Consider the following 14,113-nt stretch of genomic DNA (forward strand, 5'->3'; position numbering starts at 1 on the left):
GTGCCCGAGCGGGAGCGTATCCACGGTAGGCGGTTGCAGCACCGGGCACCAGACCCGCACAGTGGTGAAGCCCACATGAACGCCTGATGGACTGTGTGAAAAAATGGGGCATGCGTCCGATGCAACATTCCAGCAAACTCCAGAACGTCCGGTACGAACTTCGCGGCCCTATTTTGCACGCGGCCAAGAAGATGGAGGCGGAGGGCCACCGCATCCTGCGGATGAACCTCGGCGACCCGGCGCCGTTCGGGCTGGAGGCGCCGGAGTCGATTGTGGTGGACATGATCCACCACCTGCGCGGCGCCCAGGGCTACAGCGATTCGAAGGGAATCTTCTCCGCCCGCACGGCCATCTCGCAGTACTACCAGACCAAGGGCCTGATGCAGATCGGCGTGGAGGACATCTTCATCGGCAACGGCGTGTCCGAGTTGATTTCCATGACGCTGCAGGCGTTCCTGGAAAACGGCGACGAGGTGCTGATCCCCGCGCCCGACTACCCCCTGTGGACGGCTTCGGTCACGCTCTCCGGCGGCAAGGCCGTGCACTACCTCTGCGATGAGGACAATCACTGGTGGCCCGACATGGCGGACGTCGAAGCCAAAATCACCGACCGGACGCGGGCGATCGTGCTGATCAACCCAAACAATCCCACCGGCGCCGTGTACCCGCGGCACGTGCTGGAACAGTTCGCGGCTCTGGCACGCAAGCACGATCTGGTGCTGTTCTCCGACGAAATCTACGAGAAGATCACCTACGACGCCGTCCACATCCACACCGCCTCCGTGGCCCCCGACCTGCCGGTGCTGACCTTCAGCGGGCTGTCCAAGGCGTACCGGATGCCCGGCTACCGCGCCGGCTGGGTGGCGATCAGCGGGCCGCGCGCCGAGACCGCGGCCTACCGCGAATCACTGGAGCTGCTGGCCTCGCTCCGGCTGTGCTCGAACGTCCCGGCGCAGCACGCCATCCAGACGTCGCTGGGTGGCTACCAGTCCATCGGCGACCTGGTGAAGCCCGGGGGCCGGCTGCACGAACAGCGCGACCTGGCCTGCCGGCTGCTCAACCAGATTCCGGGGGTCAGCTGTGTCCCCGCGGCCGGGGCGATGTACCTGTTCCCCAAGCTCGATCCGGCGGTCTACCCCTTCGAGGACGACGAGAAGTTTGTGCTGGACCTGCTCGAGGAGGAGAAAATCCTGGTCTCGCACGGCACTGCCTTCCACTGGCCCACGCCGGACCACTTCCGGTTTGTGATCCTGCCGTCGGTAGAGGATATCGAAGAGGCGGTGCGCAGAATTTCTTCCTTCCTGGCCATCCACCGGAAGAAGACGGCCGACGCCGCTGCCGCCGTCTAAAGCCTGCCTACCCGCCGGGTGAAGGCATGCCGCGCTGCCTAAGCCAGCGCCCGGTCGGTCGCGTCAAGCGCGTTGGACCTGTGAGCCGAGCCGCCCGGACCAACGGCGCTTGCCTGCTAGGCTGCCGACAAGTTCAGCCGCCGGTCGGGCGGCTGCAGTGCCGGGCATCGGGGGAACATGCAGACCAGGCAGACGGCCGCCCTTATTGCGCTGTGCGCGCTGCTGCTCACGGGGTGCTCGGAACCGGCGGCGGAGACGGGAGCCTCAGCGGCAGGGACGGAGAGTCCGACCGAGGCAGCCTCCGGCGGCGGGTACGCAGCCGGTTCGGCCGCCGGCACATCCCACGGTCCCATCCGGCTGGCCTCGCCCCCGCAGGGTCGCCCGACTGTAGCACCCGCGGAGACCGTCGGAGCAGAAGATCCCGAGGGTACGAGTGCCTACATCGACGACTTCCTGGCGACCCAATGGTCTTCCGGCGTCAGGCCCATCGCCTTGGGTGAGGCGTCCCTCGGCGACTGCGTGTTCTTCGATTGGGAGTACTCCTCCGGCCCAACGACCACCGCGTTGTTTCCGGTGCCCTGCCAGGAGCCGCATGAAGGCGAGATTTTCGGGACCGTCACGCACGCCGGCGACATGTATCCGGGCCAGTTGGCGTTTGACCGCGAGGCCGGACCCCGATGCGGCGACGTTATTTTCCAGTTTCTCGAAGCGCGGTTGATCCCTGACGGTACGTACCGGCTCTTGTTCCCCACGCAAGCGGACTGGGATTCGGGTGAGCGCACGTCCGTTTGCCTGTACCACCCCGGCTCCCTGTTGGAGCGCGGCTATTTCGGGAATTAGCCGGCATGCCCCGCAGTCCCGCGCCGGCCCCTACCGCCGGGTGCCCTGCCGGCGCTAGCGTGTCGGTCATGGAGATGAAACTCGAGCTGGTGGCCGTGCCGGTCACCGACGTCGACCGGGCCAAGAAGTTTTACGTGGAACAGGTTGGCTTCCATGCCGACCACGACCACCGGGTAAGCGACGGCCTGCGGTTCGTGCAGCTCACGCCGCCCGGCTCGGCCTGTTCCATCGTGATCGGCGAGGGCATCACGGAGATGGCGCCCGGCTCGCAGCAGGGGCTGCAGATGGTCGTTGCGGATGCCGAAGCGGCCCGGGGAGAACTGCTCGGCCGCGGCGTCGCCGCGAGCGCCGTGGACGCACAGCCGTGGGGGAATTTTGTCTACTTCAGCGACCCGGACGGCAACACTTGGGCGCTGCAGCAGCTGCCGGCCAGGGACTGAACCTACCGCTCGCGCGCTGGCCCTGAGGCTTCCGGGCTGGCCCTGTGGCCGCCGCAGCGCCCGCAGGGAATTGCCCGTCATCTGCCGTGGCCGAAGCCTGGGTTCCGCCCGCCGCCGTCGAGGAAGCCCGGAAAAACTTTTCTTGCTCCGGCGGAATAAACCGGCGCGCCGGGCGTGTTCCTTAAACTGAGACTGCCAACGGACAGCTGAGGAACCACCGAGTTTTGCAGCAGGAGATCAGCGGAGAAGCTCTTTCCCGCGCCCTGCAGGATCGATGCCCGCCTTTGCTGTTAGCGCTCACCAGCACCCGGCATGAGCCGGCGCATTTCGCCTACCGAGCAGTCCCCGAACTTTGCCACGGCAGGGTCAGCCCCACGGCTGATCCGCCTGGTACAGCACGCCCTTACCGCCACGACACAGGAGGTCACGCATGACACCATCCGCACCCGGTCAGTCCCCGCTGGTCAATTCCACCCCCACCAGGATCCGCAATCTCGGGCATCTGCGCCGCGGCGATTCGGTCGAGGCCCGCATGGACAACGCCGTCCAGTACCGGGGCCGCGTGGACCGCACCGCTCCCGGCGTCGGCCTGGTGTGGATCCGCGATGACGTGGACGGCTCACGCCGCGCCATCAGCACGCAGGATTGCACCGTCTGGCGGCTGCCGCAGAAGGGCTGACGCCACCACGGGGCGGCACAGCCCCACCACGGAGCGGACGGCTTCGGCACTCACCACAGCGCCGGCGTCGTCCGTTGCTGCGTTAATGACCCTTCCGGGTTCACGTGCTTGTCCCGGCGGCCCGGGCGGAGTTGAATGGGTGCCAGCATTCCGGCCGGCCACCGCCCCGGCCACCGCCTTCGGAGCATGCCATGGCCGTCTCGTTCAACCACACCATCGTCTACGCCGCAGACAAGAAAGCGTCGGCGGAATTCTTTGCGGAGATCTTCGGCCTCGATCCGCCGCAGCCGATGTTCGGACACTTCATGACGGTCCTGCTGGAGGGCGGTGTGGCACTCGACTACGCGGACACCGGCGGGAATGTTCAGCCCCAGCACTACGCCTTCCTGGTCACCGAGGACGACTTCGACGGGATCCTCACCCGCATCCGCTCCGCCGGAATCGACTACTGGGCGGACCCTGCCCGCAGCCGGCTCAAACAAATTAACCGCAACGACGGCGGCCGCGGCGTCTACTTCACCGACCCGAACGGCCACTTCCTGGAAGCCATAACGCGCCCCTACGGTTCCGGCACCGCGTGAGGCGGGGCAGCGCCGTCGTACGCTGGACGGATGTCCGAACAGGAGCGAAGCATGCACCAACAACAGGAAGCCGCCGGAAGCGTCCGCCTGAGCGCGACGGTGAGCGGCCGTGTCCAGGGAGTGGGCTTCCGTTACTGGACACGCGAACACGCTGAACGACTGGGGCTGGTCGGCTCGGCCGTGAACCAGGCAGACGGCACCGTAGGTGTGGTGGCAGAGGGGCCCCGCGACGCAGTGGAGCAATTTGCGGCTGCGCTCAAGTCCGGCGCGGCGCCGGGGCGCGTGGACGCTGTCGAAACGACGTACGCCCCGCCGGGGGGCGGATTCACCGGCTTCGAAGTGGGCTGAGTTTTCACCGGCCTGCAAGCGCCCCGAGGGCTCTTCCCAAGCGGGACCTTGGTGTGACGTTTAAATCGAGCCGGCCCCGCGGCATATTCACGCGGGACCGGCTCTTGGGGGTTCGCCGGCCCGGCAAAAAAGTGGGGGTCCGAACCGGCTAATGCTGGAATTATGCCACTCGCCGTCCTTTAAATTGCAGGGTTGTGATTTATGTTACGAAATGGCGTAACACTTCCTTGTCGCGGTCTTTGATTACGGGCGGGCCGTGTTTCCGGTTACCGAAGGATCAAGAAAAGCGTGCCCGGGGCGCGGGCCGTAACGGTTTCGGCGTTATCGCGAAGGCGCCGGGTCCCACCGCGGAAAACGCCCCTATTCTGAGTGCATCTGTCACCCCCATGAAAGGCGGTGTGCCATGCGCAAGCTCCCCACATGGCTGTCCGTTATCCTGCTGGTTCTCGGCTTGGGACTGGTGGCGCCCGGCCCCGCCACCGCAGCGCCCTACTGCGGCATTACCTGGGGCTCAACGCCGGAGTGGGCGCCGGGGACCACCACGGCCCCCATTACCAACGTCCGCACCGGCCGGCATGCCTGCTTCGACCGCATGGTCGTGGACCTTCGCGGCGATGTGGCCGGCTACTCCGTGAGGTACGGGACGGTGCGGGCCCAGGGCTCCGGCCATGCGATCCCCTTGCGCGGCGGCGCCGACCTGGCGGTGGTCGTGAAAGCTCCGGCGTATGACGCCAACGGGCGCGCCACCTACCGGCCCGCCAACCCGCGGGAACTGGCTAACGTCGCCGGCTACACCACGTTCCGCCAGCTCTCCTGGGGCGGCAGTTTCGAGGGGTACACCACCATCGGCCTCGGCGTGCGCGCCCGCCTGCCGTTCCGGGTCTTCACCCTGGATGGCCCGGGCAGCATGTCCCGGTTGGTGATTGACGTGGCCCACCGCTGGTAGGCCTGAAGCGCTACAGGCCGGCCGTTATCCGGCCCTCCGCTGACGACGGCGGTGCCCGCGTTCGGTGCCTTCACGCACCTCGGGCGGGCACCGCCGTCGTTGCTCAATGCCTAGCCGGCGGCGGCTTCCAGGAAAGCCTCGGCCAGCGGGCCGGCGGTTTCGGAGCCGAGCTCGCCGTCCTCCACGAACACCGCAATGGCCAGGTCCCCGTGGCCGGCGATGACCCAGGAGTGGGTCTGCGGCGGGTCCTGCGAGCCGTACTCTGCGGTGCCGGTCTTGCCGATGGCGGGTTTGCCGGGCAGGTCGGCCAAATTGGTCAGGTAGCCGTCCACCACTGCCGAGCGCATCATGGTGCGCAACTGCTTGGCCTCCTCGGCAGTCAGCTCCGGCACTTCCGGGAGCTCGGCCTTGGGGTCGTGCCCGTCCACCAGCGTGGGCACGACCGATCCGCCTTCCACCACGGCGGCCATCAGCGTGGCCAGCGCCAGCGGCGACGTCTGCACCCGTGACTGGCCGATCAGCGAGGCCGCGTGCGCGGTCCCCTTGGTATCCTCGCGCGGCACGTGGCCCATGAAGGCCTCGATGCCGGGGTTCGCCTTCATGCCAATGCCCAGGGCGCCGGCGGCATCCGCCAGCTGGTCCTGGGAGAGTTCCTGGTGCTCGGCGATGAACGCCGTGTTGCAGGAGTGGGCGATGGCCTCGGTCAAGGTGATCTCCCCGGTGAAGGCCGCGGGATAGCTGTCCGCGTTCTCGAAGCTGCGGCCGTCCACCACGAGTTCCGGATCACAGGTGACGGCGGAGGCCGGTGTCATGCCGTTGCGCAGCAGGCCCAGCGCGGTGGCGATCTTGAAGGCGGAACCCGGGGCGTACTGGCCCAGGAACGCAGTGTTGTAGCCTTCGCTGTCCGGGCCGTTCGCCGCCGCCAGGACGGCACCGGTCGACGGCCGCAGCGCGACGATCGAACTCGGCGAGTCGATGTCGGCCAGGATCTCCTCGGCCTCCGACTGCAGGTCCGGCACCAGCGTGGTCTTCACGTTTTCGCCGTCAACCGGATCTTGGCGAAACAGCTGCCGGGACGGCGCTTCGGCGCCTTCTTCGGCAGGCTGCCCGACGGCGGAGACGGTGACTCCCGGCGTGCCGGAGAGCTCGGTGTTGAAGGCCGCCTGCAAGCCGGACGAGCCGACGGTCTCGCCCGCCCCCACCGTGCCTTTGGACTTCTCGATGTCCTCGGCCGTGGCCTCCCGCACCGATCCCAACACCGGCGCGGCGAACGTGCGGCTGGGCGCCAACGGGATCTGGTCATCCACCGCCAGGAAGCCGTCGACGTCCTTCAGCTTCTTCTGGTCCAGGTCGTCGAAGGCGTCCTCGCGCAGCGTGATGGCATCCACGAAAGCTTTCGGTCCGTAGGCGGCAACCTTCTCCGCGTAACCGGCGGCGTCGATGTCCACCAGCTTGGCCAGCGCCCGCGCGGAGTCCTCGGCGGCCGATTTGTCCAGGCCTGTCTTGTCGATGCCGACGATTTTGACCGGGCGGTTCTTGACGATCGCCTTCCCCTCGGCGTCGAGGATCTGGCCGCGTTGCGGCTCCTCGGTGGACAGCACCAGCCGCTCGCCCTCGGCAAGCGAGGGCTCCAGGATTTCGGGCGTCCACCGGACCTGCCAGGCGTCCTCGGCGTAGTGCAGGTCCGCCCTCGTGGTGTAGCTCCAGCCCTGCTCCGCATCCGGCACCGGCCAGTCATAGGAAAGGGTGGCCCGAAAGAGGTTGGATTCGACCTCTTCGACGCCGGTCACGGTGACTTCGGGCTCCCACGGGCCCATGCCCTCGGTCAGCCCGGCCAGTTGTTCCTGCACCTGGGCGCCGGTGGCATCGGCGAAGGCGACGTTCGACACGTCGTTGGCCGTCAGCCCTTCCGCCAGGGCCTGGGCGGTCGGATCCGGCGACTCCCGCTCCGGGGCGCAGGCAGCCACCGCTACCGTCATCAGCAGGGCCATGATGAGTGCAAGTGCGCGCCGAAGCAATTCTTCTCCCGGATCCGAGGGTGTCCTGTTAGAACCTATAAGCGGCCAGCAGCGATGTCGAGCCGGGCGGCGCGGGCCGGATGGTGCTTGAATGGGTTCCGTCGGGACGTCGGCCTTGGAGCCGGCAAACAGGACAGTTAGGACACCATGACCGAATCCGCTCCCCCAGGTTCCCGCCGTGCCGCGGTGGTCTGGAACCCGTCCAAAAAGTTCAACTTTGACCTGGTGGCGTTGGTCGAGGGCCTGTGCGCCGAAACCGGCTGGCAGCCGCCGCTCTGGCTCGAGACCACGCTGGAGGATCCGGGCGCCGGCCAGGCGCACCAAGCGCTGGAAGCGGGGGTCGACCTGGTGATCGCCGCCGGTGGCGACGGGACGGTGCGCCGGGTGGCCGGCCGGCTGGCGGCAACGGACACGCCGCTGGGCGTGATCCCTTTGGGCACCGGCAACCTGCTGGCCCGCAACCTGGACCTGCCGGTTGACGACCCGGAGACCGCTGTCGGCATCGCGTTGGCCGGCCGGGACCGGCGGATCGACGTCGTCCGGGCCACCGTGGACAAATCGGGCGGCGATTCCGTGTTCCTTGTGATGGCCGGTCTCGGGTTCGACGCTGCTGTCATCGGCGGCACCGACGACGGCCTCAAGGACCGTATTGGTTGGCTGGCGTACGTGGAAGCCGGCCTGCGCAACCTTCCGGGCAAGCCGGTCCGCGCCACGCTCACTATCGACGGCGGGAAGCCCATGACCTTGCGAATGCGCAGCGTGATGGGCGGGAACTGCGGCAAGATCCAGGGCGGATTCGAGATGTTCCCCGGTGCGCAGCTCGACGACGGCCTGCTGGACATCATGACCATCTCCCCGCGTGGCCGGCTGGGCTGGCTAGGCGTGCTGGCCGGGCTCGCCAAACGCGGCCGGAGCGTGGATCCTTCAGTTGACTACTATCAGGGCAAGCACGTGGAGATCTACGCCGGCCGGCCCCAGGAGATGCAGCTGGACGGGGACCATATTGGCATGGGTTCCCGTTTGATGATGCGCGTCGATCCGGGCGCACTCGTGGTGCGGGTGGCGGCGGAATAGAAGCATAACGACGCCGGTGCGCGCCTCCGGGAGTGCCGCTGCTCACATTGCCGACACAGTTCGGAACATATCTTGAGGTACCCGTTGTTGTACGTGCTAGCGTTCAGCGTTTGCCGGTCACCCGCCGGTTGGCTTTTCGTCCCACACCACAAGGGGTTTTCCACCATGATTCGTCGTCGTTTGTCCGTCCTCGGTGCCGCCGCAGCAGCCGCCCTGGTGCTGGCCGGCTGCAGCACGTCCTCGCCGTCGGAGTCGGAGCCGGCGACCTCTGCCGCCGCGACCACGCTGCAGGAGATCCAGGACGCAGGCGTGATCACCGTGGGGACCGAGGGGACCTACCGCCCGTTCAGCTTCCACGAAAACGGCACCGGCGACCTGACCGGTTACGACGTCGAAATCGTCACCGCGGTGGCGGAGAAGCTCGGCGTCGACGTGCAGTTTGAAGAGACCCAGTGGGATGCCATCTTCGCCGGGCTGGACGCGGGACGTTTCGACGTGATCGCCAACCAGGTTTCGATCAACGAAGACCGCCTGGCCAAGTACGACTTCTCGGATCCGTACACCGTCAGCACCGGCGTCGTCGTCGTGAAGTCGGACAACAACGACATTTCCTCCCTGGCGGATCTGGAGGGCAAAACTTCCGCCCAGTCCCTGACCAGCAACTTCTACAAACTGGCCAAGGCCGCCGGCGCCGAAGTGCAGGCCGTGGAGGGCTGGGCGCAGGCGGTTTCGCTGCTGGAGCAGGGCCGTGTGGACGCCACCGTCAACGACAAGCTGACCTACCTGGACTACCAGGCCACCAACAACAACAAAGCCATCAAGGTAGCCGCCGAAACCGACGAAGAGACGCAGAGCGCCTTCGCCTTCCAGAAGGGCAGCGACGACCTGGTGGAGGCCTTTAACACGGCGCTGGAGGAGTTGCGCGCGGACGGGACGCTGGCGGAGATCTCCGAGAAGTACTTCGGCGCGGACGTCAGCAAGTAGAGGGGCTGGGTCTAAAGGGAAACGCTAACGTAGCCGTATGGACATCGACTGGGAGCTTGTCGGCAGTTCGCTCTGGCCTATCGTCCAGGGCGGGCTGACCGGCACCATCCCCCTCTCGCTGGCCAGTTTCGCCATCGGCCTGGCGCTAGCGCTGGTCGTTGCCCTCATGAGGTTGAGCCGCAACCGGCTCCTGGCCGGCATTGCCCGCGCCTACGTGTCGGTGATCCGCGGCACCCCGCTGCTGGTCCAACTGTTCGTGATCTTCTACGGCCTCCCGTCGATCGGCGTGGTGCTCGACCCGTGGCCGAGCGCGATCATCGCGTTCTCACTGAACGTGGGCGGCTATGCGGCAGAAATCATACGCGCCGCGATCCTCTCGGTCCCCAAGGGTCAGTGGGAAGCCGGCCACACCATCGGGATGGCCGGCACCACCACCCTGCGCAGGATCATCCTGCCGCAGGCTGCGCGCGTATCGGTGCCGCCGCTGTCCAATACCTTCATCTCCCTGGTCAAGGACACCTCCCTCGCCTCGCTGATCCTGGTGACCGAGGCGTTCCGTGCGGCGCAGGAGATTGCGGCGTTCAGCCAGGAGTTCATGCTGCTCTACATAGAGGCCGCGGTTGTCTACTGGGTGTTCTGCCTGGTGCTGTCCGCCGGGCAGTCCCGACTGGAGAAGAGACTGGAACGCTATGTCGCCCACTGAAATCCCTGCGGCCCCCGCGCCGCAGCCCGGCGCCGCAGCCGGGCCCGTGCTCTCCGTGGAGGGGCTGCGTAAGTCCTTCGGCAGCAACCAGGTGCTCAAGTCCATCGACCTGTCCGTCCAGACGGGCGGGGTGCTGGCCCTCATCGGGCCCTCCGGATCGGGCAAAACCACAGTGCTGCGTTGCCTGAACGGCTTGGAAACCCCCGACGGCGGCCGGGTCGCCTTTTCCGGCGGCCCAGCCGTGGACTTCGGTTTGCCGGTGAACCGGAAACAGATCGCCGCCCTGCGTGACCGCAGCGCCATGGTGTTCCAGCACTACAACCTGTTTCCGCACATGACCGTGCTGCAGAACATCATCGAGGGCCCGGTCCAGGTCCAGAAGCGGCCCAAGGCCGAAGCCGTGCGCGAGGCCAGGTCGCTGCTGGACCGCGTCGGGCTGTCCGGCAAGGAAGACCAGTACCCGCATCAGCTCTCCGGCGGGCAGCAGCAGCGGGTCGGCATTGTCCGGGCCCTGGCGCTCAAACCCTCGCTGCTGTTGTTCGACGAGCCAACGTCGGCGCTGGATCCCGAACTGGTGGGCGACGTGCTGCACGTGATCAAGGAACTGGCCGACGAAGGCTGGACCATGGCCCTGGTGACCCACGAGCTGGCCTTCGCCCGTGAAGTGGCCAGCGAAGTGGTGTTCATGGACGGCGGCGTGGTCGTCGAACGCGGGCACCCCGAACAGGTGCTGCGCGAACCGAAGGAAGAGCGCACCCGGCAGTTCGTCCACCGGCTGCTGAACCCGTTCTGACGCCACGCCCCTCCAAAATTCATCTGATGTCCATTGGGATGGCAGAATGTAAACTTCCATGCACCGTTCCGCATGGCAGGCTCGTTCCGGCCGGAAGCTTCCATCCCGCGTTTTCTCCTCTGCGGAAACCTCCGGCCACGAAAGGCAGAACCATGGCCACCTCCTTGGCTACCAAGTCCTTGACGGCACAGACGGCTTCCGAGGCGCACGATCTTCTCAATGCTGCGGTCGACGAGTTGCAAAAGATCGCGGCCCTCGACGGCGATTGCGGCATCCTGGTCACGCGCACCGGCCCCGGACAGTTCACCGTGGAGCTGAGCGACGACGTGCCCTACGGCATCACCCAGGAATCCCATCTTTACTGAGCCGCCTGCGGGCCGGTCATGTTATGTGACGCCGGCCGGACCTCCGGAATGAAGCAACGACCGGCCCCGGTGGAATAATTTCGCCCATGGCTCCAGCAATTGCGTACCAAGGCGAACCCGGCTCGAACTCCCATATGGCTTGCCTGGAAGTGCGCCCCGGTTGGGAAGCGGTGCCGTGTGCCAGCTTCGAGGACGCCTTCGCCGCCGTCACGGGCGGCGAGGCCGAACTGGCCATGATTCCCATCGACAACTCGATCGCCGGCCGGGTGGCGGACATCCACGCACTGCTGCCCAAGACCACCCTGCAGATCGTGGAGGAATTCTTCCTGCCGATCCGTTTTAGCCTGCTGGGCATACCCGGGGCCACCGTGGAGCAGGCCAGGGAGGTGCACAGCCACATCCACGCGCTGGGCCAGTGCCGCAAACTGATCCGCAGGCTCGGGCTCACTCCGGTGATCGCCGGCGACACCGCAGGTTCGGCCCGAGAGGTGGCCGAGTGGAACGACCCGGCCAAAGTCTCGCTGGCGCCCCCGATGGCCGCCGAGCTCTACGGCCTGGAAGTCTTCGCCGAAAATGTCGAAGACGATCCGACGAACACCACACGGTTCGTGGTGCTGGCCGACCGCCGGCCGGTCCCGTCCCGCGAAGATTTGCCCGGCCCGGCCGTGACCAGCTTCGTGTTCCGCGTGCGGAACGTGCCGTCGGCGCTGTACAAGGCCCTGGGCGGATTCGCCACCAACGGCATAAACATGACCAGGCTGGAGAGCTACATGGTGGGCGGCGAGTTTGCCGCCACCATGTTCATGGTAGACGTCGAAGGCCACCCGGACGATCAGGCCATGGTCCACGCCTTCGAGGAACTGGACTTCTTCACCTCGGAAATCCGCATTCTGGGCGTCTACCCGGCGCATCCGTTCCGCCAACAGACCGTGCGCCCCGGCGGCGTCGCCCAGTAGCAGTCGGGCGCCAGCCGTCGGGCAACAGCCGTCAGGCGGCAACCGTGGGCAGCCGGAAGTAATACGCGGCATTTGACGAAGTGTTACCGGCGTTTGACCCAGGCCCTTCCCCGCTCTTAGCGTGGAGACGAATCAAGAGTGCCAACTGCACAGCCCTGGCTGGTTGGCCGGCAACCCTCTACCGTAGCGGGGTGCTCCAGGTGATGATTCGGCCCGCCGGGTATGTCGGCAGGCAAGTACGCGTATCCTCCCGCAGCAGCCCGGCAGCAGCGGATGCGCCCAAGCCCCAAGGACGCCATGTCGCTACACAATGACCTGACACCAAACACGTTGCGCTCCGCCTTCGGCCGCTTCCCCTCGGGTATCGCGGCGCTGTGCGCGATCATCGACGGCGAGCCCCAGGGCATCGTCGCCTCCTCGTTCACCGTCGGCGTCTCCCTCGAGCCGCCGCTGGTGATGTTCGCCGTGCAAAACACCTCCCGGACCTGGCCGGTGGTCCGCCGGGCCGACCGGATCGGCGTCTCGGTGCTCGGCACCGGGCACGACGGCGTCTGCCGCCAGATCGCGTCCAAGAACGGTGACCGCTTTGCCGGACTCCGCCTGCACGGCACGGACGACGGCGCGCTGTTCCTGCACGACGCGGCGCTGTGGCTGGACTGCTCGGTGCACCAGGAGGTCCCGGCCGGGGACCACCACGTCGTGCTGCTGCAGGTGCACGGCCTGTCCACGCACGACGGCACCCACGAGCCCCTGATCTTCCACGATTCCGGGTTCCGCCGGCTGGAACAGCCAGCCTTCGTCTAGGCGGAAAGTTCCCGCACCGGCGGCAGCCGGCAGCTAGGGCAGCGGCCTGCCCCGGGCCGCCACCCACAGGGAGTACCACTCCTGGCGGGTCATCGCCGCTCCGACCGCCTCCGCCTGGGCGCAGGCCCGGATCCGGTCCGGGCTGCTGGTACCGATGACCGGCCGGATGCCCGCGGGATGCCGCAGCAGCCAGCCCAGCACCACGGCTTCCGGAGGGCAGCCCTTGTCCCGGGCAAGTTCCGTGACCAGGGCAGCGGCCGAATGGTCCGCGGAGAGTGGGGCATCCGCCCGTGCGGAAGCATCCGTTGTCACAGCCCCCTCTGCCGGCCGGGCGTGATTCTGACCGGTCCCGGCGGCGGGCGTTCCCGCGCCGGCCGCCGCCTCGGCCAGGCCTGCCGCACGGCCGCTGTAGCGGCCCTAGGCCAGCGCGCCCCAGGCCTGCAGTTCCACCCCGTTGGCGGCGCAGTATTCCAAGGTGCCGTGCGGGAAGCTGGTGCCCGTTCCGTCCGGGTGGTTCACCAGCACGCCGGACTCCAGCCAGTCGCGTCGGTACAGGCTCATTTCCAGCTGGTTCACCGCCAGCGGCTCGTCCAGCGCCGACTGCAGCCAACGCATCTGGTCGCCGGACATGTTCGAGACACCAAGCCGGCGGACCTTCCCGGCCATCCGGAGCTCGTTGAACGCCGCGGCGATCTCTTCGGCCGGCGCCAGCGGATCCGGCCGGTGGATCAGCAACGTGTCCAGGTGATCGGTATGCAGCCGGCGCAGGCTTTCGTCGGTGCGGGCCAGGATGGCTTCGCGCGAGGAGTCGTACTGCCCGGCCAGGCCCGGGACCGGCAGCCGGATGCCGCATTTGCCCTGCAGCTGGATCGAGTCGCGCAGCTCGGGACGTTCGGCCAGCACCCGCCCGAACGCCGCCTCGGCCTTGCCGTGGGCGTAGATGTCGGCGTGGTCGAACGTCGTGATCCCGGCCTCCAGCGCCGCCGCGACGGCCGCATGCGCGGCGGCGACGTCGGCCGCTTCCAGCGGCCCGCTCCCCCAGCCCCCGCCCAAACCCATGCACCCGAAAATGAGCCGGGATCCGGCCTCGTCCATTGGTAGTTCCCCCTTCGCTGGGCAGGTTCCCAGCGTACGACGGCGACGCCCGGGGAGGCATCGGCGCCGGCAACCCGCGGTGACGCAGACACCGAAGATCTTGCCTCGTAGCACTTTCGGGGCCCTGCCCGATGGCCC

General features: G+C 67.3%; 15 protein-coding genes, 1 pseudogene and 1 riboswitch. Of the genes and pseudogenes, 14 read left to right on the forward strand and 2 right to left on the reverse strand.

Features of this window, described 5'->3' with window-relative positions:
• Positions 1–110: 110 nt before the first annotated feature.
• The 7 genes from AC5RVD_RS01515 (at position 111) to AC5RVD_RS01545 (ending at position 5,183) form a co-directional block, all read left to right on the forward strand.
• The gene (locus AC5RVD_RS01515) at positions 111–1,349 is read left to right on the forward strand and encodes a pyridoxal phosphate-dependent aminotransferase (RefSeq protein ID WP_494125726.1); all 1,239 of its coding nucleotides are present in this window, start codon (positions 111–113) and stop codon (positions 1,347–1,349) included.
• 177 nt (positions 1,350–1,526) lie between these two features.
• Positions 1,527–2,189: a septum formation family protein gene (locus AC5RVD_RS01520; RefSeq protein WP_494125727.1), complete on the forward strand. Its 663-nt coding sequence runs from the start codon at positions 1,527–1,529 to the stop codon at positions 2,187–2,189.
• A 68-nt stretch (positions 2,190–2,257) separates the two neighbouring features.
• A complete protein-coding gene (locus AC5RVD_RS01525) occupies positions 2,258–2,629 on the forward strand; it encodes a glyoxalase superfamily protein (RefSeq protein ID WP_494125728.1) in 372 nt (123 codons plus the stop codon).
• Between the two features lie 430 nt (positions 2,630–3,059).
• Positions 3,060–3,308, forward strand: coding sequence for a hypothetical protein (locus AC5RVD_RS01530; RefSeq protein ID WP_494125729.1), 249 nt, complete (start codon positions 3,060–3,062; stop codon positions 3,306–3,308).
• Positions 3,309–3,499: 191 nt separating this feature from the next.
• Positions 3,500–3,889, forward strand: a complete 390-nt coding sequence (locus AC5RVD_RS01535) for a VOC family protein (RefSeq protein ID WP_494113196.1) — start codon at positions 3,500–3,502, stop codon at positions 3,887–3,889.
• 51 nt (positions 3,890–3,940) lie between these two features.
• The gene (locus tag AC5RVD_RS01540) at positions 3,941–4,237 is read left to right on the forward strand and encodes an acylphosphatase (RefSeq protein ID WP_494125730.1); all 297 of its coding nucleotides are present in this window, start codon (positions 3,941–3,943) and stop codon (positions 4,235–4,237) included.
• Between the two features lie 403 nt (positions 4,238–4,640).
• Positions 4,641–5,183 carry an AMIN-like domain-containing (lipo)protein gene (locus AC5RVD_RS01545; protein WP_494113198.1) on the forward strand — a complete coding sequence of 181 codons (543 nt, stop codon included), beginning with the start codon at positions 4,641–4,643 and terminating at the stop codon, positions 5,181–5,183.
• A gap of 110 nt (positions 5,184–5,293) precedes the next feature.
• On the opposite strand, the gene AC5RVD_RS01550 is transcribed toward AC5RVD_RS01545, so the two are convergent.
• Positions 5,294–7,174: a penicillin-binding transpeptidase domain-containing protein gene (locus tag AC5RVD_RS01550; RefSeq protein WP_494125731.1), complete on the reverse strand. Its 1,881-nt coding sequence runs from the start codon at positions 7,172–7,174 to the stop codon at positions 5,294–5,296.
• Positions 7,175–7,348: 174 nt separating this feature from the next.
• Between AC5RVD_RS01550 and AC5RVD_RS01555 the strand changes: the two genes are divergently transcribed.
• The 7 genes from AC5RVD_RS01555 (at position 7,349) to AC5RVD_RS01585 (ending at position 12,880) form a co-directional block, all read left to right on the forward strand.
• A complete protein-coding gene (locus AC5RVD_RS01555; RefSeq protein ID WP_494113200.1) occupies positions 7,349–8,275 on the forward strand; it encodes a diacylglycerol/lipid kinase family protein in 927 nt (308 codons plus the stop codon).
• A gap of 165 nt (positions 8,276–8,440) precedes the next feature.
• Entirely contained in the window at positions 8,441–9,259 is an 819-nt protein-coding gene (locus tag AC5RVD_RS01560; protein WP_494125732.1) for an amino acid ABC transporter substrate-binding protein, read from the forward strand.
• Positions 9,260–9,302: 43 nt separating this feature from the next.
• On the forward strand, positions 9,303–9,962 hold the full coding sequence (locus AC5RVD_RS01565; RefSeq protein WP_494113234.1) for an amino acid ABC transporter permease: 660 nt from the start codon (positions 9,303–9,305) through the stop codon (positions 9,960–9,962).
• Positions 9,949–10,755: an amino acid ABC transporter ATP-binding protein gene (locus AC5RVD_RS01570; protein WP_494125733.1), complete on the forward strand. Its 807-nt coding sequence runs from the start codon at positions 9,949–9,951 to the stop codon at positions 10,753–10,755. Before AC5RVD_RS01565 ends, AC5RVD_RS01570 begins: the two co-directional genes overlap by 14 nt.
• Before the next feature lie 152 nt (positions 10,756–10,907).
• The gene (locus tag AC5RVD_RS01575) at positions 10,908–11,120 is read left to right on the forward strand and encodes a hypothetical protein (RefSeq protein WP_494113203.1); all 213 of its coding nucleotides are present in this window, start codon (positions 10,908–10,910) and stop codon (positions 11,118–11,120) included.
• 86 nt (positions 11,121–11,206) lie between these two features.
• Positions 11,207–12,076, forward strand: a complete 870-nt coding sequence (locus AC5RVD_RS01580; RefSeq protein ID WP_494125734.1) for a prephenate dehydratase — start codon at positions 11,207–11,209, stop codon at positions 12,074–12,076.
• A gap of 130 nt (positions 12,077–12,206) precedes the next feature.
• Positions 12,207–12,321: riboswitch (SAM riboswitch) on the forward strand.
• A gap of 52 nt (positions 12,322–12,373) precedes the next feature.
• Entirely contained in the window at positions 12,374–12,880 is a 507-nt protein-coding gene (locus AC5RVD_RS01585) for a flavin reductase family protein (protein WP_494125735.1), read from the forward strand.
• Positions 12,881–12,913: 33 nt separating this feature from the next.
• On the opposite strand, the pseudogene AC5RVD_RS01590 reads toward AC5RVD_RS01585, so the two are convergent.
• Positions 12,914–13,975 (reverse strand): annotated as a pseudogene (locus AC5RVD_RS01590) (aldo/keto reductase).
• Positions 13,976–14,113 lie beyond the last annotated feature (138 nt).

It is taken from the genome of Arthrobacter sp. THG-b23 (assembly GCF_059091265.1).